Below are 25,180 nucleotides of genomic sequence, written 5' to 3'. Positions count from 1 at the left end.
AGGGTGGCACTGCGGTATGCACCGGTCAAGGCACAGCGGCTGTAGGGGCCACAGAGGTGCGCCCCATTAGTGTTGGAGCGTGAACTTCTTACTTGCGACCGTAGGGGTGCTGGGTGTGGCCTCGTCCGGACCGCTCATTGCCGCTACGCTCGGCGCCACGTCGGTCAGCGCCCTCGCCATCGCTTTCTGGCGCAACGCCATTGGAGCGGTGGTGATGGCCGGTCCTGTTGTGGTCCGCAACCCCCGTCAGTTCGGCAAGGTGACTGGGGCCGAGTTCCGCTGGTCGCTCGCCGCTGCCGTGGCCCTGGCGCTGCACTTCGCATGCTTCATTACCTCCCTGCAACTGACGTCGGTGGCGGCGGCGACGGCGCTGGTCTGCCTTCAGTCAGGCTGGATCGCGATCTTCCAGCTCTTCCGGGGAGTCCGGCTCCGCTGGCCGGTCCTGGTAGGGCTGGGGCTCGCTTTCGGCGGTGTCGTGACGATTACCGGCTTTGATATGGGCACCTCGCCCGAGGCACTTGTGGGCGATCTCCTGGCCGTGGCCGGCGGCGCCCTGGCGGGCATCTACACACTCGCCGGAGGCAAGGCCCGGCAGAGCATGGGCACCGGCGTCTACACCACCTTGTGCTACGGCATGTGTGCCGTGATCGTGGCGGGGATGGCGCTGGTGGCCGGACAGCCGCTGGGAGGGTTCGAGGCTGCCGGCTGGCTGGGGATCGTAGCCATTACCGTGTGCGCACAGCTGGTGGGGCACACCGCGTTCAACTATCTGCTGGCGACCATGAGCCCGCTGCTGGTGTCCATGATCATCCTGCTGGAAATCCCCGGAGCGGCGCTCCTGGCCGCAGCCTTCCTGGAAGAGACACTGCCGGCCGGGACCTACGCGGGGCTGGCGATGATCCTGGTGGGGCTCGCCGTCGTGGTCCTGGGGCAGCGAGGCTCACGCTCCGCCGGGAAGACGGGCGAGGGAGCCGGTGAAGAGCGGCTGGCCGAGCTCGGCACCGACTAGGCCGCTCCTGGCATCTCGGCGGCGGCCTCGTGGCCGCCGCCATTGGTCGCTATTGGCCGCCGCGGCGGGCCGGCTGGGGAACGTTGACCGTGTGGATGGCACGGAGCAGTTTCGCCGGGAAGTAGACCGAGAAGAAGACCACCATGGGTGCCTTCAGTGCCATCTTCTTGACGTTGTGGGCCTTGTAGGTGCGGTCAAAGCGCGTCACGTAGTAGCGGTAATCCCGCGGCGAGTCCTCCAGCCGCCGGGCCGACATGCCCGAGATCATCTGCGGCCAGTACTGGATCCGGAGCTCGTGGTCGGCCAGGTGGAGCGACAGATCGATGTCCTCGTGCATCTCGTCCCGCTCGTCGCGGCAGGCTTCTGTGCGGATGGTCTCCCAGGCCGAGCGTCGAATTGCCATGTTGGACCCGAAGAGGAAGTGATACTGGTGCTTGGCAAGCCTGAGCATCAGTTGGCGCATTTTGTCGTCAGCCTTGAGCCCGAACCGGCGCATGGGCATGTCGTAATAGACCACCGGACCCGTCGCAGCGTGCACAGATTCGTCGGCGAATGCTTTCTGCACCTGCTCCACCCAATCCGGTTCCAGCACGGAGTCGGCGTCGATCCGGCCGAGGATATCGCCCGTGGCATGGTCCAGACCGAAGTTGCGTGTGGGAATGAGCCCCTGGTCGCGGTCCTGGCTGAGCAGGATGATCGGGCTCTCCGGATACTCCAGCTGCATCTGCCGCACGATTTCCGCCGTGCGGTCCTTGGACAGGTTGTCCACCACAATGATTTCGTGGGCGGGCACCGACTGGTAGACCGCGGCGATCAGACACTGCCGGATGACGCTTTCCTCGTTATACGCCGGGATGACGATAGACACAGCCGGTGGCGGAGCAAGGAGCAAGGCATCCTGGGGTGATCTATGGGGTGACATCACCACAAATTTAGCATCTAGCCTGGCGTTTCCAGCCGGACCGTGACGTGCCTGCGGAGGCCGCGTCAAACAAAGGAGGGATCCCGCACTGTGGCGGAATCCCTCCTTGGGAGAGTGCAGGACACTTGCCGGCAGCCGGACTGGCCGGGGCAGGGTCTAGACTCCGCCGGCCTGTGCCGGCCAGATTCTACTTGCCAGGCTTGTCTGTGCCGTTGTTCAGGCTGGCCGCGATGTTGCGTACGGCCGTTTTGGCGTCGGTGGCAACCTTGTCGGCGGCCTCAGCGGCGTCGCCGGCGGCGTCCTTGGCCGTTTCCGTGGCTTTGTCCGCCGCGGTGGCTGCGGAATCGGAAGCCTCCTTGGATGCCTCAGCCGCGGAGTCCGCTGCCGCCACAGTCGCTGAACCGGCCTTGTCGGCGGCGTCCTTCAGCGATTCGCCGGCCGGGGCGGGCGTGGGGGCGGGCTTTACCGGCGTCGGTACCTTCCAGGGGTCCTCCACCGGCTTGGACGCCCGCCAGGCGGCGACGCCGGCTGCAACGGCGGCAGCGATGATGCCGAAGATCAGCAGGCCGCGGTGCTTGGGCTTCTGCTGCTTGGCGAGCTTGGCATTAGCCGTCTTGGTGACCTCGGTGGCGGCCGCCTTAATGTTCTTGCTTGCCTTCTTGCCTGCCTTCTTGGCGTGTCCCTTGACGGCCTCGGCCTGCGCCTGGACGCCCGTGACAACACCGGAATCAACAAGCTTCTGTGCGACGGCGTCCACGTGGGCCGGGGCGTTTTCCAACGTGCGGTGGACGGCCACGGAAGCCTGCCCGATCTGGTCGGAAAGCCTGGGCAGGTACTCGACAACAACTCGGTCGCGTGCACTGGCGATGACCGGGGCTGCCTTGTCCACAGCTTCGTGCAGGCGCGGGGTCGCGCTGTCCGCGGCATCGTGGATCCTCGGCGCCAGCTGGGCCAGGCCATCCTGAAGGCGGGGCGTGACGGTGGCAACGCTGCCGGCCAGATTGTGGGCCGCCGACTTGAGGCCCTCCTGGATCTTGGGAGAGGCGGTGTCCAGTCCGTGCTGCAGCCGCGGAACAGCCCAGTTCACGGCAGCTTCAACCCGCGGGGCCGCCCAATCCTTGGCGCTGTCTACTCCGGTGCTGACTGACTGCTCCAGGTCACGGGCAATACGATCCGTTTTCTTCACAACTACCTCCCGATTAATGTGACGGTTCTGCTGTTAGCCTACGTGTCTAGGAACGCACCGGCTATTCTTCAGGCCGATTTCCAGTGGATTTCACCCAGCGCGGAACTGACTGTGCGGCCCTATGCCAGCGGAGCCGTCATGGAAGAATGGGCGCTATGACTGCCAACGCAACCGCAAAAGCCACTATCCACACGAGCCTCGGCGACATCGTCGTCAACCTCTTCGGCAACCACGCGCCGAAGACCGTCGACAACTTCGTCGGGCTGGCCACCGGTGAGAAGGCCTGGACCCACCCGGAAACCGGCGAGGACAAGACCGGCACGCCGCTCTACAACGGCACCATCTTTCACCGCATCATCAAGGACTTCATGATCCAGGCCGGCGATCCCCTGGGCCGCGGCACCGGTGGACCGGGCTACAAGTTCGACGATGAGATCCACCCGGAACTGACTTTCAACGAGCCGTACAAGCTGGCCATGGCCAACGCCGGCGTCCAGATGGGCCGCGGCACCAACGGTTCGCAGTTCTTCATCACCACCATCCCCACCGGCTGGCTGCAGGGCAAGCACAGCATCTTCGGTGAGGTCGCCGATGACGAATCCAAGAAGGTCGTCGACGCGATCGAAGGCGTCCGCACCGGCATGGGCGACCGCCCCGTCGAGGATGTCACCATAAACAGCATTGACATCGAAAAGCTCTAACCCAACACCATGAGCTACGGAATTCCGGCGGCAGAGCCGTCCGCAGAGGTCCCGGTCTGCCCCAGGCACCCGGACCGGCCCGCCTACGTGCGTTGCCAGCGGTGCGGGCGCCCTGCGTGCCCCGACTGCCAGCGGGCGGCCGCCGTCGGATTCCAATGCGTTGACTGTGTCAACGAAACCAAGCGCACGACGCCGGCCGTCAGAACCGTCTACGGCGGCGCCGTGACCGCCGGCAAACCCGTGGTCACTTACGTGATCATCGCGCTGTGTGCCCTTGTCTATGCGCTGCAGTGGATAGTCCCCAACGACGGGGTTTACCAGCAGCTGGCCTACGCTCCTGCCCTGACCGGCGTTGAACCGTGGCGGATGCTCACCTCCGCGTTCCTGCACTCGCAGGGATTCCTGCTCCACATCGTCCTGAACATGTACACACTGTGGATATTCGGCCAGATCCTTGAACCGCTGCTGGGCCACGCCCGCTTCCTGGCCATCTACCTGCTCTCGGCCGTCGGCGGCTCCGTCGGCTTCCTCCTGCTGACCCCGGTGTATCCGGTGAACGGTCCGGTGGGCCTCGTCGGCGCCTCCGGCGCCATCTTCGGCCTGTTCGGCGCCCTGCTTGTGGTCCAGCGCCAGCGCGGCGGCGAAGTCCGCCAGCTCCTGGTCCTGATTGCCATCAACGGCGTCATCGGCTTCATGGTCCCGCAGATCGCCTGGCAGGCCCATCTTGGCGGCCTCGTCACCGGCGCCCTGAGCGCCGCCGTCATTGCCTACACCCCCCGCGGGCCGCGGCAGACCCTGTTGCAGGCCATCGGCCTCGCCGCGGTCCTGGTCTTGGTGATCGCCGTGTCCGTCGTGCGGATGGCCGGCGCCGGCGCCTAGCCCGCTCCTGCCGAAGTGCCGCATTTAACGCAATCGGCCGCCCGGTCCCCTTTCACTGTTTTCCAGTGTTTCTCCCGCTGGTGTTCCTGGGCTGTTCCCTCCGCTTTGTGGACCTTTCTCGCTGTACATCCGGGCCGAGCCCCCACACCTGCATCCACGGGTGCGGATCGGAGAGTTTTCCACAGCGGTTATCCACATTGTTAATAACTTACAAGGGTGTAGTTCACTGTGAGGCCCCGGTTCTGACCGCCCGGGCTGGCGATTTTCCAGCCTGCAGGCGATGCTGCCGACCCGATCTCCACACCTGTGGATAACTTCTGTGGGTTGCCCTGTGTGTAAGTGGACAACTTTGCCCGCCCAAGGCCTGTTGTCTGGTGCCGGGCGGCACGAGCCCTGCTCCGGCCCTGCGCCGCGGGTACTCCGGGGATAGTTCACAGAACGGGTCCACAGAACGGTGCCACGGGCACGCCGGGGACCGGCGCCTCAGGACCTCCCGGCGGTGCCGCGCGTCCCCGGCGCGCTCCCGGCGCCGCCCCCCACAGGGCCCGCCGCGTCGGCGGCAGGCCCCGACGGGCCGCGGGACGGCCGCGGTGCGTGTTTCAACAGGGTTATTCACAGTGTTAATAACTTGATGGTCTGAGCATCCACGGGATCTATCCCGGCTCATGGCCCGTCAGCGGGCGGTGCGGCTCGGCTGCGCCGGCGGTTATCCCCAGTTGTGGATAACTTGTGGGTAGTGGGCTGTTATTAAGTGGATAACTCGTCCGGTGCAGCAGTTGTCGGGACGGGCCAGGATGTCAGGCGGCCGGCCACCATGTCGGGCCGCCGGCCTCCCCTGAGGTTGGCGTGAGCCTGCCGTTCGGCGGGACCGCGGTGCCATCCGCGGGCTGGTGCCGCGATCAGGAAACTTGTCCACAGGAAATCCACACTGTTAATAACTTACAGCTGTGTAATTCATGACCGGCCGGGGGACTTATCAGTGGCTTTGAACCCCGCTGTGGCCTCGGAACCCGGCTGACCCGCATGAAGACCCGGAACCTTATGAACAGTGTGGATAAGTTTCCCCAGACTTGTGCACAGCTGTGGATAAGGGGGCGGGACCTCGCCGGGTCACTGCGGCCAGACGCCCGATGACCCGCGCCGGTGGCTGTCCAGCAGATGGGTGTCCACCATTCCGATGGCCTCCATGAGCGCGAACATCGTGGTGGGACCTACGAAGGCGAAGCCCTTCTTGCGCAGCGCCTTGGAGAGCGCGATTGACTCGGCCGAGGTGGTGGGGACCTCATCGAGGGAGTTCGGCCGGGGTGTGGCGGCCGGCTGGAACGCCCATACAAAGTCAACCAGGCCGCCGTCGTCCCTCAACGCCAGAGTAGCGCGGGCATTGGTGATGGTTGACTGGATCTTCAGCCGGTTCCGGACGATTCCGGCATCGAGCATGAGCCGCTCCACATCGGCGTCCGTGAAGAGCGCCACCAGTTCCGGGTCGAAGTCCTTGAACGCCGCGCGGAAAGCGGGCCGCTTGCGCAGGATCGTCGCCCACGAAAGCCCCGCCTGGAATCCCTCGAGGCTGATGCGTTCGTAGAGGCCCTGTTCGTCCCGGACGGGCATGCCCCACTCGGAGTCGTAATACTCGCGAAGCATGGGATCCACGGAGGCCCACGCCGGCCGCGCCAGTCCGTCATCGCCAATAGTCGAGCCGTTTACTGCCGGGGTCATCTGGTTTCCTTCGCTGGGCCGGGATTAATGCTGTGGATTAACGGCGGCGGGCCGGCACACTGTGTGTACCGGCCCGTCAGGGATGTGCGCCGCGCGGGCCTGGTGTCAGGAACGCCAGCGCGTGGTCATCAGGAAGCCGATGATCGCGATTCCGAATCCGGCGACGATGTTCAATGAGCCCCAAGCCTGAACCGGGAAGGCGCCCTCGGTGATGTAGAACGTAATGATCCACAGCAGGCCAATGATCATCAGGCCAAACATGACGGGCTTGAACCAGACCGGATTGGGCTTGTAGGCCTCCGCGGCAGAAGTCTGCGGGGCCACACGGGCAGTCCTTTTACGCGGCTTCGACTGGGGCACTGATCCTCCTTGGCGGGCTGGAACAAGAGCGGCCAACGTGGCTTGGTATCCTGCAGGAAGCGAGCCCCCGCCGGCCAACGTGCTCTTGGTCGAGCTTGAATTCTTGTGTCGCACAATTCTAGCTGTAGTTCCGGCCACGCCGTGGACCCCCGCAACCGCCTTGGAGGAGAACCCGCAGTGCTGGAGTTGGAGCAGGAATCCGGCCGGACGGCGCACAGCCGCCGCGGGCTGCTCCTGCGTACCATCCACATCGCAGGCGAGCTGCTCCTGACCGTGGGCGTCATTGTCCTGCTCTTTGTGGCCTGGCAGTTGTGGTGGACGAATGTGGCCTCCGACGCCCGGCAGCGCGAGGCGGTGCACGACTATGCCCGCGGGATTGGAACAGCCGCTCCCGCAGCGCCGCCTCTGCCGTCGGCTGTTGCCCCGGAACCCGCCGTCGCGCCCGAACCGGCCGAGGGCGCGACCATCGGCATCCTGTATGTTCCCCGTTTCGGCGCCGATTACACGCGTCCAATCGTCCAGGGCACCACTCCGGCGGTGTTGGACACCCTGGGCATCGGGCACTATCAGGGCACGGCCATGCCAGGGGCTGTGGGAAACTTCGCCGTGGCAGGGCACCGGCAGACCCACGGCGCCGTTCTGGACCATATCGACGCCCTGGTGCCCGGGGACCGGATCTACGTCCAGACCCGCGAGGGCTACTATGTCTACGTGTTCCGGAACAGCCAGACAGTCCTCCCCTCGCGGACCGATGTACTGTTGCCGGTGCCGATGCGGCCGGGCGCCGCGCCGACGGAGAGCTACCTGACCATGACGACCTGCAACCCGCGGTTTGGTTCGGAGGAACGCTTTGTGGCCTACGCCCTGCTGGAGCGGTGGCAGTCCCTTTCGGCTGGACCGCCGGCCGAAATTTCCCGGGCGGCCCGCGCGGCCGGGGAAGGCTGACGAATGTATGGCTGGCTTTTCCGCCGCCTTCCGGGGCCCTTGTGGCTCAGGATTGCGACCGCGCTGGTGCTGGCGGCCGGAGCACTGGTATTGATGGTTCAGTTCCTTTTTCCCTGGCTGGCGCAATTCACCCAGTTAACAGATTCAACGATTGGTTCAGCAAGGCACCCATGAGCACAACCAAGATCCTGGTCGTAGACAACTACGACAGCTTTGTCTACACCCTGGTCGGCTATCTCCAGGAGCTCGGTGCGGAGACCACCGTAGTCCGGAACGACGACGTCACGCTCGCCGAGGCGATCGAAATGGCCGAGGCGCGGGACGGGGTCCTCATCTCTCCCGGTCCGGGGAATCCAGCGGGGGCCGGCGTCTGCATTGAGCTGATCAAGTGGTGCGGCGGCCACGACAAGCCCATGCTGGGTGTCTGCCTGGGGCACCAGGCGCTGGCGGAGGCCTACGGCGGAACCGTGACGCACGCTCCCGAACTGATGCACGGCAAGACTTCCCTCGTCGAACACCATGGAACCAGCGTCTTTGCCGGGCTCCCCTCGCCCCTCACAGCCACCCGCTACCATTCGCTGGCCGCTGTCCGCGAGAGCATCCCGGAGGTCCTGGAGATCACCGCGGAAACGGGCACCGGTGTGGTGATGGGCCTGCAGCACCGCACCGCACCGCTGTGCGGCGTCCAGTTCCACCCGGAATCCGTCCTGACCGAAGGCGGCTACCAGATGCTCGGCAACTGGCTGGAGTCACTGGGCATGGCGGGCGCTGCCGAACGGGCAACGGACCTGAGCCCGCTCATCAAGCACTGACCCGGCAGGCACTGAAAGCGCCGGCGGGCCGGTAGCCGGCCCTTTCGGTTCTCCCGACCAGGTTAGGGGAACAGTCCGCCCAGGGCCGCGTCCTCTTTGGACGCGCTCTTGGTGGGCGTCGGGGTGGGCGACGGCGGGGGCGGCGGAGCCGGTGCCTTCGCCACGGTCACGGTGATGGTCTTGCCCTGTTCGACGAGCGAATCCGCGGCATCGGCCTGTCCTGTCACCTTGCCCGGAGCCACCTGGGAGTTCTCCACTTCGGTGGCGTTGAGCACCAGGCCCTGTTCCTTCAGTTTCGCCTCCGCCTCCGCCAGCGGCAGCCCGATCAGCTGCGGCACAGCCACCTTGCCGGTGGAGACGACGATTTCGACCGGATCCGCCACTGCCACAACCTGGCCCGGGGCCGGGTTGGTGGTGATGACAATGCCGACCGGAACCGTGGGGTTGTTGGACATCTTGGTGGTGAGGGCGCCAGTCAGCCCCGTTTGGTGGAGAAGATCGCGGGCTGCCGCCTCGGTCCGGCCGGGCAGGTCCGTCGGGATGGTGATCGCGCTGGGGCCCTCGGAGATGTTCAGGATGATGTCCGAGTTGGCGTCCATGGAACTCCCCGACGTCGGCACGGTGCCTATCGCGGTGCCTTTGGGAATGCTGTCGTGCTGCAGCCGTTGGAGCTGTGGCTTGAAACCTGCGTTGTACAGCCGTTGTAGGGCCTCTGATTCCGTCAGGGACGTCACCGTGGGAACCAGTACCTTGGTCGCCTGCGGCGGGGCCTGATTCATAAGGTTGTACAGCCACAGGCCGCCGCCGGCCAGTACCAGCAGTGTGAGGACTACGAGCGTCGCGATCCAGGTGCGGCGGCGCGTCTTCTGGCGTGGGGTGTGCTCGCGTTCGACCGGCAGCGCCAGCGGCAGGCTGCCGGTGTCCGCGATGCCATAGAGCTCGGTGCCCGCCGGCTGCAGCACTTCCTCGTCGTCGGGTATTTCTTCGGCGGGCCGCAGCCGGCCACCAGGAGAATCGTCGAGGAACTTGGCCCCGGTCAGGGAGAAGGCCGCCGTGGGCGCCAGGGGGTCGTGCCGGGGAACCTCGTTGGTGGGGTCGGTGGGGGCCTCGCTGGCGGATGGCGCCGTCACCGGAACGCCGCTGCGCGCGGCCCGCAGGGCGCGGCGGAAGGCCGCGGCGTCCTGGAAACGGTCGGCGCGGTTCTTCTGCAGGGCCTTCATCAACACGCTGTCCAGCGCGGCGGAGACTTCGGGATTGAGGCTGCTGGCGGGCTCGGGGATCTCACGAACGTGCTGGTAGGCCACGGAGACGGGGCTGTCGCCGATGAAGGGCGGCCGGCCGGTCAGCATCTCGTAGAGAAGGCATCCGGCCGAGTACAGGTCGCTGCGCGCGTCGACGGCTTCGCCCCGGGCCTGTTCCGGGGACAGGTACTGGGCCGTGCCGACGACGGCCTGCGTCTGCGTCATGGTGGCCGACGAATCCGCCATTGCGCGGGCGATTCCGAAGTCCATGACCTTGACGCTGTTTGAATCGGGGCAAAACATCACGTTGGCGGGCTTGATGTCACGGTGCACGATCCCGGCCTTGTGGCTGTAATCGAGCGCGGACAGCACACCCAGGGTGAAGTCGATCGCCTGGTCGATGGTGACGTCCTTGGCCCGCACCATGTCGCGGATGGTCTTGCCGGAAACGAACTCCATCACGATGTAGGGCACCCGGACGCTGTCGTCGTGGTCACCGGGGATCGCATGGTCCCCGGTGTCGAAGACAGCCACGATCGAGGGATGGTTGAGTGCCGCGACAGCCTGGGCCTCGCGCTTGAAGCGGGCCTGGAACTGCGGATCCCGGGCCAGGTCCGGGCGCAGCAGCTTGACGGCCACGGTACGTCCCAGCCGGGTATCGAGGCCGCGGAAAACATCCGCCATGCCACCACGGCCGATCAGCTCACCCAGCTCATAGCGCCCGCTGAGGACGCGCTGCGTGTTCGCCGGGCGTTCCTCCCTGTGCGACGGAGTGCGGGGTGCATTGCTCATGATCGTTTAGGGTCCGGACTTGGTAGCTGAAGGTGAAGGGGATGTGGCCGTGGCCTTGGCGAGGTGGTAGGTCACGACGCTTCCGGCGACCACTTTGGACCCGGAAGGCGGCTCGGAGCTGACAAAAGTTCCCGGATCTTCCTTCTTGTTCGTGGGACTGACGTCGGCTCCCTTGGCCCAGCGCAACCCGGCGTCCTGGATGGCCTGCTGGGCTTCAGCCTCGCTGGAGCCTGCTTTGATGGACGGGACTTCGACCATTTCCGGGCCCTTGGAGTAGCTGACCGTGATGGTGGTCCCGGGCTGGACCGGGCCGGAGGGTTCGATGTTGGTGACTGTGCCCGGCGTTGCGTCATTGACGACCTCGGCGCCGGTGACCTGCAGGCCCTTGCCGATCAGCTCGTTGCGGACATCGTTGTATGGCCGCCCCAGGTAGGCATCAGGGATCAGGTTGACCGCGGCCGGGGTGGACTCGGTAGGTGTCGCGGAGCTGGGCGTGGGGGTGGGGGTCTCGGACGGGGAAGCCGACGACGCCGACGGCGTGGCACTGCTCGGCTTCGCGATGCTGGACGTGGCACTGCTCGTGGCCGGACCCTGCGAGGGGAAGAGACTGCCGGCCTGGCTCAGGACCACACCGACCAGGGCGAACACCACCAGCAGGATCAGCGCGATCAGCGGCCACGTCCACGGGCTGCGGCCGCGGCGCTTCGGCTCCTCCGGTTCGTCGTAGTCTTCCTCTTCGTCTTCCTGCACCCAGCTCCGCTCGGCCGCCAGGGCATCGGCGCGGTTGAGTGCGTTGCGGGCGCCGTAGCCGCTGGCGGCGGCAGCACCGGCTGCCAGGCCGGCGGCTGCACCTGCACCGGCGGCGCCCACGACGGGCAGCGCGGACGTCGCCGACGTCGACTTGTCCTCCGCGGCGCTGGAGCCAATGACGCTGGTGGCCGCTGTGGGGACGTCGACGGGGGCCGTGATGGGTCCGGTGGCTGCCTCGAAAAGCAGCATGCCCGGCACAGCAGCGTGTGCGGCGGCGATATCACCGTTGCGGATGGCTTCGGCTGCCTCGGAGAGCTTGATGGCGTCGGCGGGGCGGTTCTTCGGGTCCTTGGCCAGCATGGACATCAGCAGGGCGCGGACGGGCCTGGGCAGCGTGTCCGGCAGCGGTGGCGGCGCGTCGTTGACCTGGGCCAGCGCGATGGCGATCTGGGATTCCCCGGAGAACGGCCGGTGGCCTGTGAGGCACTCGTAGCCGATCACGCCGAGGGAGTAGATGTCCGAGGCTCCGGTGGCAGTCTGCCCCGTGGCCTGTTCAGGTGCCAGGTACTGGGCGGTGCCCATCACCTGGCCGGTCTGGGTCAGCGGAACCTGGTCGGCCAGGCGCGCGATGCCGAAGTCGGTGACCTTGACCCGGCCGTCGGGGGTGATGAGCAGGTTTCCGGGCTTGATGTCCCGGTGCACAAGGCCCTGTGCGTGGGCGACGGCCAGGGCCCGCGCCGTCTGCGCGATCATCGAAAGGGTGCGGTCCGGGGAAAGCACCTGTTCGTGCTCGATGATGCTGCTCAGCGGCTGGCCCGGAACCAGTTCCATGACCAGGTAGGCGGAACCCTCTTCCTCGCCGTAATCGAAAACGTTGGCGATGCCCACGTGGTTCAGGAGGGCTGTATGGCGTGCCTCGGCGCGGAAGCGCTGCAGGAAACCGGGGTCGCCCGTGTATTCCTCCTTGAGCACCTTGATGGCGACGATGCGGCCAAGGATCAGGTCTTTGGCTTTCCAGACTTCTCCCATGCCGCCGATCGCAATGCGCGTGGTCAGCTGGAATCTGCCGCCGAGGGTGATTCCCGAAGTAGGCCTCACTTATTCAACACCGCCTCAAAAATCTTCTTCGCGTTCGGACTGGTTAGATTTGCGCCAGTGGTGATGTCTACGCCTTCCATGACGATGGTGACAGCCACTTGCGGGTCATTTGCCGGGGCAAACCCGGTAAACCAAGAATTGTTCAGGCCGTTGCCGAGTTCCGCGGTACCGGTCTTGCCGGCCACCTGGACACCGGGCACGGCCGCACGGCTGGCGATGCCGTCGTCGACGACGCTGACCATCCACTCGTTGATCTGCCGTGCGATCTCCGGAGTCGTGGCGGTGCGCAGGGCCTGGGGCTTGGGTTCGCTGATCGTGCGCAGGTCGGGGGCGCGTACGGCCTTGATCAGGTTCGGCTGCATCTGCACCCCGTCGTTGGCGATCGCCGCCGTCATGGTGTTGATCTGCAGCGGTGTGGCGCGGACGTCGCGCTGGCCGATCGAGGACTGCGCCAGCCCGGCGTCGTCCAGCGGTTCGCTCGGGAAGAAGCTTGGGGCGCTGTCCAGCTTGAGCTGGTCGCCGAAGTCCTGGCCGAAGCCGAATTTCTCCGCCTCGTCCCCGACCGCCTTCTGCCCCAAGTCCAGGGCGATGCTGGCGAACGGTGTGTTGCAGGACTGCTGCAGGGCAAACGCGAACGACGCCGTCGTGCGCGTGTAGCAGTTGCCGCCCGCATAGTTGGGCAGCTTGTAGTCGATGCCCGGGAAGGACATCTCGGCCGGGTTGGGCAGGTCGCTGTCCTTGTTGTACTTGCCCGATTTCAGCGCCGCTGAGGTGTCAATCAGCTTGAAGACCGATCCCGGTGCCAGGAGCTCGCCCGTGGGCCCAGAGACGTTCTGGTTCAGGTTGATCCCGGGGACCTGGTTCAGCTCGGTGTAGTTGGCCTGTTCGGCGGCCGGGTCCTGGGTGGCAATCAGGTTGGGGTCATAGGACGGTTTGGACACCATGGCCAGGACCGCACCGGTCTTCGGGTTGGTGACCACGATGTGCCCGCGAATGCCGTCCGGGATGAGGTCGTAGGCCAGCTTCTGGAGTTTGGGGTCCAGGGTCAGCTCCACGGACGCGCCCTTGGGCTGGTTGCCGAGGAACAACTGGCCCACCCGGTCCAGGAACTGCTGATCTGAACTGCCGGCCAGGACATCGTTCATCGACTTCTCGAGTCCGGTGAGGCCGTAGTTCTTGGAGAAGTAGCCGGTGACGCCAGCGTAGAGCTCTGGCTGGGAGTAGGTCCGCTGGAATTTGCAGCTCTCCGTGCCGGGCACGGACTCCGCCACCGGAGTGCCGCCGACAATGATCGCACCGCGGTCGTTGCAGTAGTTCTGCAGGATGGCTCGCCTGTTCCAGGCGTTGGCTTTAAGCTCGTCGGCGCCAACTACCTGCACATAGCTCAGCGCGCCGAAGATCAGCACGAACATCGCGATGGCGGCAATCCATGAATTGCGGATGGCCTGGTTCACAGCTGTTTCACCGCCTCGGTGGGTGCGTCGGGACTGTTTCGGGGATCCGGCGCCGGTTTGGCAGGCAGCACGGGGAAGTTCTTGCGGGCGCCGGGTTCCTGGCCGGGCGGCAGAGGCGTTGTATCCACCGGGCCGCGCGCGGAGTGCGAAATCATGAGCAGCAGGCCCACAATGATCCAGTTCGCCAGGAGCGAGGACCCGCCGGCGGCGAGGAACGGCGTCGTGAGTCCGGTCAGCGGGATCAGGCGCGTCACGCCGCCGATCACCACAAAGCACTGCAGCGCGATGGCGAAGGAGAGCCCGGTGGCGAGCAGTTTGCCGAACGCGTCGCGGGTGCCCAGCGCGGCGCGGAAGCCCCGGGTAAACAGCAGCAGGTACATCAGGACGATCGCGAAGACGCCGATCAGGCCCAGTTCCTCACCAAAGGAGGCGATGATCATGTCGCTGTTGGCGAAGGGGACGAGGTTGGGCCGGCCCTGGCCGAGTCCGGTGCCGACCAGGCCGCCGTTGGCCATGCCGAACAGGCCCTCGACAATTTGGAGGCTGCCGCCGAACTGCCGGCCGTAGACCTCATCGGTGAAGGCGTTGAGCCAGCCGTCGATCCGCAGCGCCACGTGCGAGAACACGCGGGCAGCGACGACGCCGCCGACGGCGATCAGCACGAGGCCGATGATCACCCAGCTGATGCGGCTCGTGGCGACGTAGATCATGACGAGGAACAGGCCGAAGAACAGGATCGAGGATCCGAGGTCGCGCTGGAAGACCAGCACGCCGATGCTCACGAGCCAGGCGGTGATCATGGGGCCCATGTCCTTGAACCGCGGGAACTGCACCGGGCCGATCTTGCGGCCCGCCAGCAGGATCAGGTCCCGGTTCGACGAGAGATACCCGGCAAAGAAGATGGCCAGCGTGATCTTGGCGATTTCACCCGGCTGGAAGGTCATGGAACCGATCTTGATCCAGACGCTGGCACCCAGGACTTCTCCGGCGGAGATGCCAGGAACCAGCGGCAGGATGAGGAGCACGGCGCTGATGGCCAGGGAGATATAGGTGAAGCGGCGCAGGATCCGGTGGTCCTTGAGGAACCAAATGACCGCGATCGCGACTGCCATGGCCACCAGGGTCCAGCGCAGCTGGTTGTTGCCGGTGTCTTCGCCCACCCGGTCCAGCCGGTGGATCATGGCCAGGCCCAGGCCGTTGAGGGCGACCACGAGCGGAAGTATTACCGGGTCGGCATATTTTGCGCGAAGCCGCAGCACCACATGGAAGGCGAGGGCGGCCAACGCCAGGAGTCCGGACTGGAACCAGAAGTCGGTGTCGAACGCTTTTTGCCGGTCCACGCCCACGAGTGCCTGGGCACCAATTCCTACGGCGAGGGCGAGGACCAGGAGGACAAGCTCCACGTTTCGTCGTGGCCTGGGCACGGGGTCGATGGGTGTCATTTGGCCCCCTCGCAATTCGTAGTCGGGGTGGCGGATGGCGACGGCTTGGCCGCTCCAGGGGAGGCTGTGACACTTGGCGTCGCCGTGGGACCCGGCTTGGCCGTGCTGCCAGGGGAGGCTGTGGCACCTGGCGTCGCCGTGGGACCCGGCTTGGCCGTGCTGCCGGGAGACGGGGTGGCGCCGGCGGTCGTCGCTGCGGGGGACGGGGTGAGGCATTCATCGGCAGGGGCGGTCGTGCCGGTGCGTTCCAGGTTTTTGACGATCCGCTGCGCGTCGTAGAGGTCGCGGGCGGGCACGGTCTGGCGCACCCGCTGCTGCGAAAATTCGGGAAGGTCGGACATCTTGATATCGGTTACCGCTTCGAGAGTGGAAAGCTGGATGGGCCCGAGACGCTGGGAGACGCCGTTGAAGATGGCCACATGCTGATCGTGTTCGCCGATGTAGTAGCGCGTCTGGGTCCAGGCGTAGCCAAGCCAGAGTCCGATGGCCAGCAGCGCGACGATCGCGGCGGCAATTGATACGGTGAGCCACCGGCGCGGCCGCCCGGCGGGCCTGAAGTCGTCGGTCTCCTCGCGGTCCTGTTCGGACTTGTGCGTGAGGACCGTGGCCGCGCGCCGGGCCACGGTGCGTCCGGCGATGGAAGGAATGGACCCTGATTCCGCTGCTGCGGCGGCGGCCCCGACGAGTTCGTGCGGGCGCATTGAGAGTTCTTCCCGCAGGACTTCGGCCGAGAGGTGTTCGCCCAGATGCGGGTCGGTGGTGGTCTCGGGCTCCTTGCCCTCGGCAACCTTCGGTGCGGCGCCGGCCGGCGGCGTGCCGTCGGCCGGGGACCCTGGGACCGGGTCGGCCGGCGGCGGACCCGAGGCTCCTGTCGAGGGGGCCAGCGCGGCGGACCCGGTGTCCTGGGCGGAGTTGTCCTTCTTTCCGGACTCGCCGGGGGTTTTCGCGGCCCCAACGGTGCTGCCGGCCGGGGGGCCGGCCGCTGCGTTTGGCGCTGACGTCCCCGTGGCCGCTGCGGGCGCGGGCACGACGTCGACGGCGGCGGTCCGGACGTCATCGCGGGTCGGCTCGGCGATGTCGAGGACCACCACGGTCACGTTGTCCGGGGCGCCGGCCTCCAGCGTCAGTTCAATCAGCAGTTCAGCGCATTCGCCCAGGTCCTTCGTCTCCCGGACGGTGCGCTCCACGACGTGGCCGGCCACATAGTTCAGGCCGTCCGAGCAGAGCAGCCATCGTTCCCCGGCCTGGACAGCCAGTGTGTCGAGATCCAGCTCCGGGCTGGCATCGACATCCCCCAGCACGCGCATGAGGACGTTCTTGTGCGGATGCGTTTCGGCCTCTTCGGGGCGGAGCCTGCCCTCATCGATGAGCCGCTGGACAAAGGTGTGGTCGACGCTGACCTGTTCGAACTCGCCGTCGCGCAGCCGGTAGGCCCGGGAGTCGCCGATGTGGGCGAAGTGGAGCTTTCCTTCGGCGAGGAGCAGGGCCGTGACCGTGGTACCCATCCCGGCGAGCTTGGGATTCATGTGGACCAGTTCGGACAGCAGGGAGTTGGCCGTCTGGATTTCGTCGGCGAGGACTGTACCGGCGTCGCCGTCGTAGTCGTCATGGTCCAGGTGGATCATGTCCAGGACGGTCGCGGCGGAGGCGACGTCGCCGCCGGCATGGCCACCCATGCCGTCGGCAACGACGGCGAGGTGCCGGCCGACGTAGGCGGAGTCGTCATTCTTGGCGCGTATGCGGCCGACGTCTGACCGCGCGGCGTAGCGCATGATCAGCGGCCGCTTCGGGGCAGTTGGCTTGCCTTCGGCCCTGTCTGCGGGAAATTCCGGGGCAGCCACGGCTACGGCCTCAATTCGATGACCGTCTTGCCGATTCTCACGGGGACGCCCAGCTCCACCGGGAGGGCCCGGGTCAGCTGCTGGTCTGCCAGATACGTGCCATTAGTGGAGCCGAGGTCCTCGATGAACCAGCGGCTGCCCTGCGGGAACAGACGGGCATGGCGGCCCGAGGCGTAGTCGTCCTCCAGGACGAGGGTGGCTTCCTGTGCCCGGCCAAGGAGGATGGGGCTCGCCGCGAGGGCGATGGTGGTGCCCTTCAACGGTCCCTCGGTCACGATCAGCTGGCGGGCCTGTTGTTTGACGGGGGCCGGCGGCGGTTCGGCAAGGGAAGGATTCTTGCGCACCTGGCGTGCCGTTGGGGCACCGGCGGCCGCCTTGCGGCCGATCATCAGATCGCGGCGCATGGCCGAGACGATGCTGAAGATCAGCACCCACAGGAGGATGAGGAACCCGAAACGCAGGGCTGTGATGGTCAATTCGCTCATGCGCGGCCGCCTGGGTGGGCGGGCAGTAGGCGGAAGATGATTTTGGTTCGTCCCATCATGATCGTGGCGCCGTCAGCAAGATCCGAACTGCCCACGATCTTTTGGCCGTTGACGTAGCTGCCGTTCGTGGAGCCGAGATCGATCGCCTGGGCCGTACCAGGCCCAGTCCGGATTTCCAGGTGGCGGCGCGAAACGCCGGTGTCGTCAATAAGGATGTCTGCTTCGGAGGACCGTCCGAGGACGATTGAGGGCGCGTTCAGCGAATAGCGCTGGCCGTCGATGTCCAGTACAGGCTGAAGCTGTGCCGGCTGGCGTGTCGGAGCCGCGGGTACGTTGCCGTGAATACCCGGCTGCGCCGGGACGGAAGGGGCGGAGGCTTTCTCGGTCCGCGACGTGATATCGAAATTCCCGGCGCGCTGCTCCTCATCGCGGCGGAAACTGATCCGGACCGGGCCCTGAAGGGTGTAGCCCTGGCTGCGGACATGGTTGATGACGACGTCGCACAGTTCCTCCGCGAGCGGTGTGCCCCATTCCTGGGCGCGCTGGAAGTCATCGCTGCTGAGGAGTACGTCAAAAACGTTAGGGGCCAGGGTGCGTCCCGCGGCGATCGTGATGGCCTTGTTGTCCACCTCGGTGCGGAGGCGGCTCGCGATCTCGACAGGCTCAACCTGGGCGCGGGAACCGGTGGAGAAGACTCCGCGGACGGCCTTTTCGATGCCGCGCTCGACTTTGTCCAGCAATCCCATGGTCCTTCTCCTTTCCTGTTGGCTGCAAGGCAGCGTTCGTTCCGGAACTCGGTTTCCAACTTTTTCGGGCCCGCGCTCGGCGGACACTCCTACATCAGATACTACTGGGCGTGTCTGGGAATGGCCTCAACGGACGCCGCCGGGGCGACGTCAAAATGAGCGCCCGCCGCGCCCTGACGTGCGCGGACACCGCCACCGAGGCCGCCCCGGCGGTTCCCCGCATGACGCCCGGCGGCGGGGAAAACGTGGACGGCAAACGACCCCAATCAGGGGGCTCCGGGGCCCGATTGGTGTTTTCCGGCAATTGTCCGTTATGCTTGATCTCGCTGCTTTTACGAGGTTGGCGGTCCGGGAAACCGGCCCTATCCGAGTGGAAGAAGTTGCGCGCGAGTGGCGGAACGGCAGACGCGCTGGCTTCAGGTGCCAGTGTCCGAAAGGGCGTGGGGGTTCAAATCCCCCCTCGCGCACGCAATCGAAAGAACCCCGGTCTTGGACCGGGGTTCTTTTGTTTAACCCACACGGGGGCGGCCGGCGTCGGGGCTTCCGGGTTTCCCCACATTCGAAGGCGCGGTCCGGCGTGTTGCGCCGACCCGCCCGTGTTTACCGGCGCCGGTAAACAGTGGGGAAACTCCGCAGCGGACCAACCCCAAAGACACCCCGCTAGGCTGCCCGGAGCGCCCCGAGCCCGGCGAGGAGTGCCTCGAGTCCCAGCCTGAAGGCGACGTCGGCTGGCTTGTCATGGCCTTCCTCGGCCAGGCGCTGGACGGCGGCGGTGAAATGCGGTGTCGACGCGGCCATGGTGCCGGAATCGAAGATGTCCGCGGGTGCCGTGACGTCGTAGGCGGAGCCAAAGATGAACGATTCGATGGCGACAATGGCCGGGACAATTCGCTCCTGCGGAAAGCCGGCGCGGCTGAAACCGGCACTGACGGCCTCATACATGGCCAGCGTCTTGGGCGCGTCGGCCACGGGCAGTACGGCAATGACGGGAATCAGCGGGGTGTGCTTGGAAAATACATCGCGGTAGCTCCAGGCCCAATCCCTCACGGCCTGTTCCCAGTCCCCGGCCGCGAAGGCAGTGACGTCAACGAACGAGGTCAAGTGGTCCTGGACGAGGACCAGCACGTCCCGTTTGGACGAGACATGGTTGTACAGCGCCGAGGGAGCCACGTTCAGGGTCCTCGCCAGGGCAGCCATGGTGAACCCGTCGTAGCCGCTCTTGCCAATCAGCTGCAGGGCCGCCACGGTGATGCCGTTCTGGTCCAGCACGGCCGCGGCGGGCCGTCCCGCGCGGCGGCGGGGCCCGGCGGCGGGGCCGTGCGGATCGGCGGGGGCGCTGGTTGCTGCCGTCATTCCGGGCCTTTCTTCTCTGCTTGGCTTCTCAGTTTGGCTAACGGGTTCGGGGTGAGCCCGTTCTGCCCCTACTTTACGGGCGAAATTCATGAGGCGGAGGGTCTTCCCCGAAGCGTGGGGAAGGTCTATCATTCTAAATGAACGTCATTCATTTAGTGGTTCGCATCACTCTAGCGGCCACGGGGAGGAACATCATGCTGGAACTTGACCGCGACGTCGTCATCGTAGGAGCCGGCCCGTCAGGCTTGACCGCCGCCCGCCAGCTTAAAAAGGCCGGGCTCAGTGTGGCGGTGCTCGAGGCGCGGGACCGTGTGGGCGGCCGGACCTGGACCGACACCGTTGACGGGGCCATGCTCGAGATCGGCGGCCAGTGGGTTTCGCCGGACCAGACGGGGCTCCTGGGGCTACTGGATGAACTCGGACTGCAGACCTATTCCCGCTACCGCGACGGCGAATCCGTCTACATTGGCGCGGACGGCAAGCGCACCCTGTACACCGGTGACACCTTCCCGGTCAGCGAAACCACCGCCGTCGAAATGGACAAGCTCACGGCCCTGCTGGACTCCCTGGCCGCAGAGATGGACCCCGAGGAACCGTGGGCCCACCCCAAGGCCCGCGAGCTGGACACCATCTCCTTCCACCATTGGCTGCGGCAGAACTCAACGGATGAGGAAGCCTGCAACAACATCGGCCTGTTCATCGCCGGCGGCATGCTGACCAAACCGGCCCACGCCTTCTCCGCCCTCCAGGCCGTCCTCATGGCCGCCTCGGCGGGGTCCTTCACCAACCTCACGGATGAGGACTTCATCCTGGACAAGCGGGTAGTCGGCGGGATGCAGCAGGTTTCGCTGCTGCAGGCCGCGGAACTGGGCGACGACGTCGTCCTCGGCAGCCCGGTCCGCACCATCAATTGGGCCGAAGACGCGAGGGGAGGCTACCGTGTCACTGCCGTCTCCGACCAGGCCACGGTGAACGCACGTTTCGTCATCATGGCCGTGCCGCCGAACCTCTACACCCGGGTGTCCTTTAACCCGCCGTTGCCCCGCCGCCAGCACCAGATGCACCAGCACCAGTCACTTGGCCTGGTCATCAAGGTCCACGCCGTCTACAGCAGTCCGTTCTGGCGCGAAGACGGCCTGTCCGGAACCGCCTTCGGCGCCGGCGCCATTGTGCAGGAGGTCTACGACAACACGAACCACGAGGACCCGCGCGGCACGCTGGTGGGCTTTGTCTCGGATGAGAAGGCCGACGCCATGTTCGAGCTCAGCGCGGAGGATCGCCGCCGCGCCATCCTCGAGTCGATTGCATCCTTCCTCGGCGAAAAGGCCCTGGACCCCGAGGTCTACTACGAGTCCGACTGGGGTTCGGAGGAATGGACCCGGGGGGCTTACGCCGCCAGCTACGACCTTGGCGGACTGCACCGCTACGGCAAGGACCAGCTGACGCCGGTCGGGCCGATCTACTGGTCCTGCTCGGATATTGCGGCCGAGGGCTACCAGCATGTTGACGGCGCCGTCCGAATGGGGCAGCTCACGGCGGCCCGGATCGTCGCTGCTGCGGACCGTGCGTCCGTCGCCTCGTAAAAAATCCCAACAAGTCAGTTGAATGCAGTCCAGTTCAGTTAGGAGAGCGGCCAGATGCGTTACGTAGTGGGGTATTCAGCCAATGCCAGGGGCCATGATGCGGTCAATCTGGCCGTCTCCCTGGCGCTCGGGCGGGGGGCGAGCCTGGATCTTGTGCTGGTGGTCCCCGAAGTGCAGCAGTCCGGGCACGCCCTCGCACCGAAGGCCGGCTTCGAAAATCTGCTCAATGAGCAGGCCCAGGAGTGGCTCGACCAGGCCCTGGCGCTGGTTCCATCCAGTGTCCCGGCGCAGGCCCACATCCGCAGCCATGATTCCGACTCGCACGCGCTGATCCAGGCGGCCGAGGAACTGGGCGCGGACATGCTCATCATCGGAGCCACCAGCACCGGGATCTTCAAACGGTTCACGATCGGGTCGGTGGCCAGCGCACTGCTCCACGCCTCGACCGTTCCGGTGGCCCTGGCACCGCACGGCTACCACCGCCAGGAGCCCTTGACCCGGATCAGCTGCGGGCTCGGAACCCGGGCCGGCGCGGAGAAGTTGCTCGAATTCGCCCTGGGCATGGCGGCGAACCGGGACGTGCCGCTGCGGGTGGTGTCGCTGCTGGCGCTCGACGGCGATGCGGCCGATTCAGCCGACGCGGCTAGGGAGTACGCGGCCAAGTGCCTTGCTGACGCACTGGCTGCCGGCGGGCCGGCAGTCCCGGGGGAGGCGAAGGCGGAGGTCCCGGGGGAGGCCAAGACCGAAGCCCAGGTAGAGGCTAAGACGGAAATCGTCGTCGCCCACGGGCGCAGCATCGAGGAAGCCGTGGACCGCCTGGACTGGGAAGACGGCGAGGTCCTGTTGATCGGGTCCAGCCGGCTTGCCAAGGGCCGGTCCATCTTTCTCGGCAGCACAGCGGGCCGCATTCTGCGCGCCCTGCCGGTGCCGATGATCGTGGTCCCCAGCGTCTATGAACTCAAGCACCTCAATCATTCAGCGTCGAGTGACACACCCCGAGAGGCACAACAATGAGCGCAGACCATGCGATGTCCAAGCCGTCGCAGACAGGACAGCACACTGGACAGCACACCGGATCGCAGACCGAACAGCAGCACGGACTGAGCGAAAAAGGCCTGAAAGCCGGATCGGTGGGGCTCATTGGCGCCGTCGTCATCGGCATTTCCTGTATCGCCCCGGCATACACCCTCACGGCCGCCCTGGGGCCCACCGTGGCCGAGGTCGGCGTGCAACTGCCGGCGATCTTTCTGGTGGGCTTTGTCCCCATGCTGCTGGTGGCCTTCGGCTACCGTGAGCTGAACAACGCCATGCCCGACGCCGGGACCTCCTTCACCTGGGCCTCGCGGGCGTTCGGCCCCTGGATTGGCTGGATGGGCGGCTGGGGGCTCATCGCCGCGACCATCATCGTGCTCTCGAACCTGGCCGCCGTCGCGGTGGACTTCTTCTACCTCATGCTGGCGCAGATCTTCGGCAATCCCGAACTCGCCGACCTCACCACCAACCTGCCGCTGAATATCGCGACCACGCTGGTGTTTATAGCCCTCGCGTGCTGGATCTCCTACCGCGGCATGGAAACCACCAAGACCGTCCAGTACGTTCTCGTGGGATTTCAGTTGCTGGTCCTCGCCTGGTTCTCGATCTCAGCGTTCAGCCACGTCGCCAATGGAACCGCCTTTGACGCCACGGCCATCTCCCCGGACTGGTTTAACCCGTTCGCCGTGGGATCCTTCTCCGCCTTTGCCGCCGGCGTTTCGCTGTCCATCTTCATCTACTGGGGCTGGGACGTCACGCTGACCATGAACGAGGAGACCAAGAACCCGGAGAAAACGCCGGGACGTGCCGCCACGATCACCGTGCTGGTCATCGTGATCATCTACATGACGGTTGCCCTGGCCACGCTGAGCTACGCCGGCGTCGGCGACACGGGGCTGGGCACCGGAAACCCGGAGAACCAGGGCAGCATCTTCGCCGTCCTGGCGGGACCGGTAATGGGCCCGTTCGCCATCCTGATGTCCCTGGCCATCCTGAGCAGCTCCGCCGCGTCCCTGCAGTCCACATTTGTCTCGCCGGCGCGCACCCTGCTGTCCATGGGCCATTACCGGGCGCTGCCGCAGAAGTTCGGCAGGATCAGCCCCACCTACAAGTCGCCGAGCTATGCCACGATCGCCTCTGCCATCGCGGCCGCGGCGTTCTATGTCATCACCCGGACCACGTCGGAAAACGCACTGTGGGACACCATCACGGCCCTGGGCATGATGATCTGCTTCTACTACGGGATCACCGCGTTGGCCTGTGTCTGGTTCTTCCGCGCCGAGGCGTTCAGCGGAGCGAGGGCGTTCTTCTTCAAGTTCCTCGCGCCACTGCTGGGCGGCGTCATCCTGCTGGTCATGTTCGTCAAGACGGCCTACGACTCCATGGATCCCGCGTACGGATCAGGGTCCTCGATCGGCGGTGTGGGGCTGGTCTTCATCCTGGGCATGGGCGTCATCCTGCTGGGCGTGGTGCTCATGCTGGTCATGGCCAAGCTCCGCCCCGAGTTCTTCAGGGGGCAGGTCCTGACCCGCGGGCACTGAGTCCACTGCCGGTTCAGGGAAGGTCCAGGGAAGGTCCCCGGCCGGCAGCCATTGGAAAGTAAGCACACTTACCAATAGGCTGTCCGGAGGGGGACCTTCCTCCGTTGGAACCAGAACGAGGTGAGAGCATGTCGGATGCCGAAAGCATCAGCAAGGTCACGGACATCATCAACGATTCGCACATCGGAATGTTCACCACCATCAACGAGGCAGGCGCGCTCGTCAGCCGGCCGCTGGCCGTCCAGGAGGTCAAGGACGACGGCGACATGTGGTTCTTCACGTCGTCGACCACCTCCCAGGTGGCCCACATCCGTGCCAACCCGGCGGTGAACGTCTCCTTCGGCAAGCGCACCGAGTGGGTTTCGGTGGCCGGGACCGCTGAAGTGGTCACTGACCGGCAGCTGATCCACGACATGTGGAATCAGGTGGTGGAGGCCTGGTTCCCGGACGGACCGGACACCCCTGAGGTGGTCCTGCTCCATGTCGACTCGGACTCCGCCGAGTACTGGACCAGCCCGGGCGGCACGGCGGCCACCGTGCTGCAGTGGATCAAGTCCAAGGTGACCAACAGCCGGATGAGCGTCGGAGATAGCGGAACGGTCGAGCTGTAGCGCGCTGAACCGGGCTGCTCCTAGTCGGTGATTTTCAGGCCGGTGCCCCAGTTGAAGGTTGGATACGCGGGGTTGGCCTGCAGCGCCATCACCAGCAGCTCGAAGCCCTCGAGTTCACGGGCGTGGCGCAGTGCGCCGACCTGGAGCGGACGCAGCCCAGCGGCTTCGGCGAAGGCCGCGACCTCGTTGCGGGCCTCTTCCGAGTCCGAGGCGATGAACACGTCCAACGGCTGGCCACCGGCCGCCCCGGAGCCCAGCGGGCCGGCAAAGGTGGTGTTGAAGGCTTTCACCACCCGTGCGCCCGGGAGCAGTGCGGCGATTTCTTCCGCCGCCGACGTTCCCGGGGCGACCACCAGCGAGTCGAAGGTTTCGGTGTCAATCGGATTGCTGATGTCCACCACCGTCTTGCCGCTGAGGGTGTCGCCAAAATGCGTGGCAACCTCCTTGGCCGGGCCGAAGTACAGCGCGAGGACGACGATGTCACCCTCGGGAACCTCGCTCAGGCCGCCGGAGCCGGTGGTGCCGCCAAGTTCAGCAGCGAGCTTGGCGGCATTCTCCGGCGTCCGGTCCAGGACCTGGACGGAGCGCCCGGCGGCGACAGCCCGGGTCCCGATCGCCCGTGCCATGTTGCCGCTGCCGATGATCGTGATGTCAGTCATGATGGAACCTTTCCAAGGTGGC

The 25,180-nt window shown here is 66.0% G+C and carries 22 protein-coding genes and 1 tRNA gene; 10 read left to right on the top strand and 13 right to left on the bottom strand.

What is annotated here, in order from left to right; translation table 11 throughout:
* The first annotated feature begins 79 nt into the window (after window positions 1–79).
* The gene (locus tag B5X90_RS10480) at window positions 80–1,009 is read left to right on the top strand and encodes a DMT family transporter (protein WP_079552703.1); all 930 of its coding nucleotides are present in this window, start codon (window positions 80–82) and stop codon (window positions 1,007–1,009) included.
* 49 nt (window positions 1,010–1,058) lie between these two features.
* On the opposite strand, the gene B5X90_RS10475 is transcribed toward B5X90_RS10480, so the two are convergent.
* Together B5X90_RS10475 and B5X90_RS10470 are read right to left on the bottom strand one after the other, a co-directional pair.
* On the bottom strand, window positions 1,059–1,931 hold the full coding sequence (locus B5X90_RS10475) for a glycosyltransferase (RefSeq protein ID WP_079552701.1): 873 nt from the start codon (window positions 1,929–1,931) through the stop codon (window positions 1,059–1,061).
* 187 nt (window positions 1,932–2,118) lie between these two features.
* A complete protein-coding gene (locus B5X90_RS10470; protein WP_079552699.1) occupies window positions 2,119–3,117 on the bottom strand; it encodes a hypothetical protein in 999 nt (332 codons plus the stop codon).
* Between the two features lie 155 nt (window positions 3,118–3,272).
* Here B5X90_RS10470 and B5X90_RS10465 point away from each other — a divergent pair, with 155 nt between their 5' ends.
* The gene (locus B5X90_RS10465; RefSeq protein ID WP_026538031.1) at window positions 3,273–3,818 is read left to right on the top strand and encodes a peptidylprolyl isomerase; all 546 of its coding nucleotides are present in this window, start codon (window positions 3,273–3,275) and stop codon (window positions 3,816–3,818) included.
* Window positions 3,819–3,827: 9 nt separating this feature from the next.
* Window positions 3,828–4,697 (top strand): rhomboid family intramembrane serine protease, encoded by an 870-nt coding sequence (locus tag B5X90_RS10460; protein ID WP_079552696.1) that lies wholly within the window; start codon window positions 3,828–3,830, stop codon window positions 4,695–4,697.
* 1,110 nt (window positions 4,698–5,807) lie between these two features.
* Here the strand turns inward: B5X90_RS10460 and B5X90_RS10455 are convergent.
* Together B5X90_RS10455 and B5X90_RS10450 are read right to left on the bottom strand one after the other, a co-directional pair.
* Complete coding sequence (locus B5X90_RS10455) at window positions 5,808–6,413, bottom strand: DNA-3-methyladenine glycosylase I (protein ID WP_079552693.1); 606 nt, start codon at window positions 6,411–6,413, stop codon at window positions 5,808–5,810.
* 105 nt (window positions 6,414–6,518) lie between these two features.
* A complete protein-coding gene (locus B5X90_RS10450; RefSeq protein WP_079552690.1) occupies window positions 6,519–6,773 on the bottom strand; it encodes a cell division protein CrgA in 255 nt (84 codons plus the stop codon).
* Between the two features lie 177 nt (window positions 6,774–6,950).
* Here B5X90_RS10450 and B5X90_RS10445 point away from each other — a divergent pair, with 177 nt between their 5' ends.
* Together B5X90_RS10445 and B5X90_RS10440 are read left to right on the top strand one after the other, a co-directional pair.
* Window positions 6,951–7,718: a class E sortase gene (locus tag B5X90_RS10445; protein ID WP_079552687.1), complete on the top strand. Its 768-nt coding sequence runs from the start codon at window positions 6,951–6,953 to the stop codon at window positions 7,716–7,718.
* Window positions 7,719–7,888: 170 nt separating this feature from the next.
* Complete coding sequence (locus B5X90_RS10440; RefSeq protein ID WP_079552685.1) at window positions 7,889–8,530, top strand: anthranilate synthase component II; 642 nt, start codon at window positions 7,889–7,891, stop codon at window positions 8,528–8,530.
* 62 nt (window positions 8,531–8,592) lie between these two features.
* On the opposite strand, the gene pknB is transcribed toward B5X90_RS10440, so the two are convergent.
* The 7 genes from pknB to B5X90_RS10405 are packed head-to-tail and all read right to left on the bottom strand — an operon-like array spanning window position 8,593 to window position 18,379.
* Window positions 8,593–10,563, bottom strand: a complete 1,971-nt coding sequence (gene pknB / locus B5X90_RS10435) for a Stk1 family PASTA domain-containing Ser/Thr kinase (protein WP_079552683.1) — start codon at window positions 10,561–10,563, stop codon at window positions 8,593–8,595.
* Window positions 10,564–10,569: 6 nt separating this feature from the next.
* Complete coding sequence (locus B5X90_RS10430; protein ID WP_079552681.1) at window positions 10,570–12,411, bottom strand: protein kinase domain-containing protein; 1,842 nt, start codon at window positions 12,409–12,411, stop codon at window positions 10,570–10,572.
* Window positions 12,408–13,865, bottom strand: coding sequence for a peptidoglycan D,D-transpeptidase FtsI family protein (locus B5X90_RS10425; RefSeq protein WP_079552679.1), 1,458 nt, complete (start codon window positions 13,863–13,865; stop codon window positions 12,408–12,410). Before B5X90_RS10425 ends, B5X90_RS10430 begins: the two co-directional genes overlap by 4 nt.
* Window positions 13,862–15,307, bottom strand: coding sequence for an FtsW/RodA/SpoVE family cell cycle protein (locus tag B5X90_RS10420; protein WP_079552676.1), 1,446 nt, complete (start codon window positions 15,305–15,307; stop codon window positions 13,862–13,864). Before B5X90_RS10420 ends, B5X90_RS10425 begins: the two co-directional genes overlap by 4 nt.
* Complete coding sequence (locus B5X90_RS10415) at window positions 15,304–17,148, bottom strand: PP2C family protein-serine/threonine phosphatase (RefSeq protein ID WP_079552674.1); 1,845 nt, start codon at window positions 17,146–17,148, stop codon at window positions 15,304–15,306. The genes B5X90_RS10420 and B5X90_RS10415 overlap by 4 nt, the downstream gene beginning before the upstream one ends.
* A 2-nt stretch (window positions 17,149–17,150) precedes the next feature.
* Window positions 17,151–17,633: an FHA domain-containing protein FhaB/FipA gene (locus B5X90_RS10410; RefSeq protein WP_018775647.1), complete on the bottom strand. Its 483-nt coding sequence runs from the start codon at window positions 17,631–17,633 to the stop codon at window positions 17,151–17,153.
* A complete protein-coding gene (locus tag B5X90_RS10405) occupies window positions 17,630–18,379 on the bottom strand; it encodes an FhaA domain-containing protein (RefSeq protein WP_079552672.1) in 750 nt (249 codons plus the stop codon). Before B5X90_RS10405 ends, B5X90_RS10410 begins: the two co-directional genes overlap by 4 nt.
* Before the next feature lie 384 nt (window positions 18,380–18,763).
* Here B5X90_RS10405 and B5X90_RS10400 point away from each other — a divergent pair.
* Window positions 18,764–18,846, top strand: a tRNA-Leu gene (locus B5X90_RS10400).
* A gap of 193 nt (window positions 18,847–19,039) precedes the next feature.
* Here the strand turns inward: B5X90_RS10400 and B5X90_RS10395 are convergent.
* Window positions 19,040–19,732: a TetR/AcrR family transcriptional regulator gene (locus B5X90_RS10395; protein ID WP_079552669.1), complete on the bottom strand. Its 693-nt coding sequence runs from the start codon at window positions 19,730–19,732 to the stop codon at window positions 19,040–19,042.
* Window positions 19,733–19,926: 194 nt separating this feature from the next.
* On the opposite strand from B5X90_RS10395, the gene B5X90_RS10390 reads away from it, so the two are divergent.
* From B5X90_RS10390 to B5X90_RS10375, 4 genes are all read left to right on the top strand, one after another.
* On the top strand, window positions 19,927–21,315 hold the full coding sequence (locus tag B5X90_RS10390; RefSeq protein ID WP_079552666.1) for a flavin monoamine oxidase family protein: 1,389 nt from the start codon (window positions 19,927–19,929) through the stop codon (window positions 21,313–21,315).
* Window positions 21,316–21,369: 54 nt separating this feature from the next.
* On the top strand, window positions 21,370–22,329 hold the full coding sequence (locus B5X90_RS10385) for a universal stress protein (RefSeq protein ID WP_079552663.1): 960 nt from the start codon (window positions 21,370–21,372) through the stop codon (window positions 22,327–22,329).
* Complete coding sequence (locus B5X90_RS10380; RefSeq protein ID WP_256860169.1) at window positions 22,326–23,888, top strand: APC family permease; 1,563 nt, start codon at window positions 22,326–22,328, stop codon at window positions 23,886–23,888. Before B5X90_RS10385 ends, B5X90_RS10380 begins: the two co-directional genes overlap by 4 nt.
* A gap of 128 nt (window positions 23,889–24,016) precedes the next feature.
* Window positions 24,017–24,499 carry a pyridoxamine 5'-phosphate oxidase family protein gene (locus tag B5X90_RS10375; RefSeq protein ID WP_079552659.1) on the top strand — a complete coding sequence of 161 codons (483 nt, stop codon included), beginning with the start codon at window positions 24,017–24,019 and terminating at the stop codon, window positions 24,497–24,499.
* 20 nt (window positions 24,500–24,519) lie between these two features.
* Here B5X90_RS10375 and B5X90_RS10370 read toward each other — a convergent pair whose 3' ends face one another.
* Window positions 24,520–25,158, bottom strand: coding sequence for an NADPH-dependent F420 reductase (locus B5X90_RS10370; RefSeq protein WP_079552657.1), 639 nt, complete (start codon window positions 25,156–25,158; stop codon window positions 24,520–24,522).
* Window positions 25,159–25,180: the final 22 nt, after the last annotated feature.

This window comes from Arthrobacter sp. 49Tsu3.1M3, from assembly GCF_900168135.1.
Taxonomy (GTDB): Bacteria; Actinomycetota; Actinomycetes; order Actinomycetales; family Micrococcaceae; genus Arthrobacter.
The sequence above is the reverse complement of the archived record's forward strand: the minus strand, read 5'-3'. Positions and strand labels throughout refer to the sequence as shown.

Bases quoted from the DNA above. Each gene is read 5' to 3' on its own strand.
- B5X90_RS10410 (WP_018775647.1), bottom strand. From the start codon at position 17,633: ATGAGCGAATTGACCATCACAGCCCTGCGTTTCGGGTTCCTCATCCTC.
- B5X90_RS10465 (WP_026538031.1), top strand. From the start codon at position 3,273: ATGACTGCCAACGCAACCGCAAAAGCCACTATCCACACGAGCCTCGGC.
- pknB (WP_079552683.1), bottom strand. From the start codon at position 10,563: ATGAGCAATGCACCCCGCACTCCGTCGCACAGGGAGGAACGCCCGGCG.
- B5X90_RS10440 (WP_079552685.1), top strand. From the start codon at position 7,889: ATGAGCACAACCAAGATCCTGGTCGTAGACAACTACGACAGCTTTGTC.
- B5X90_RS10385 (WP_079552663.1), top strand. From the start codon at position 21,370: ATGCGTTACGTAGTGGGGTATTCAGCCAATGCCAGGGGCCATGATGCG.
- B5X90_RS10375 (WP_079552659.1), top strand. From the start codon at position 24,017: ATGTCGGATGCCGAAAGCATCAGCAAGGTCACGGACATCATCAACGAT.
- B5X90_RS10390 (WP_079552666.1), top strand. From the start codon at position 19,927: ATGCTGGAACTTGACCGCGACGTCGTCATCGTAGGAGCCGGCCCGTCA.
- B5X90_RS10460 (WP_079552696.1), top strand. From the start codon at position 3,828: ATGAGCTACGGAATTCCGGCGGCAGAGCCGTCCGCAGAGGTCCCGGTC.
- B5X90_RS10405 (WP_079552672.1), bottom strand. From the start codon at position 18,379: ATGGGATTGCTGGACAAAGTCGAGCGCGGCATCGAAAAGGCCGTCCGC.
- B5X90_RS10475 (WP_079552701.1), bottom strand. From the start codon at position 1,931: ATGTCACCCCATAGATCACCCCAGGATGCCTTGCTCCTTGCTCCGCCA.
- B5X90_RS10420 (WP_079552676.1), bottom strand. From the start codon at position 15,307: ATGACACCCATCGACCCCGTGCCCAGGCCACGACGAAACGTGGAGCTT.
- B5X90_RS10370 (WP_079552657.1), bottom strand. From the start codon at position 25,158: ATGACTGACATCACGATCATCGGCAGCGGCAACATGGCACGGGCGATC.
- B5X90_RS10380 (WP_256860169.1), top strand. From the start codon at position 22,326: ATGAGCGCAGACCATGCGATGTCCAAGCCGTCGCAGACAGGACAGCAC.
- B5X90_RS10455 (WP_079552693.1), bottom strand. From the start codon at position 6,413: ATGACCCCGGCAGTAAACGGCTCGACTATTGGCGATGACGGACTGGCG.
- B5X90_RS10395 (WP_079552669.1), bottom strand. From the start codon at position 19,732: ATGACGGCAGCAACCAGCGCCCCCGCCGATCCGCACGGCCCCGCCGCC.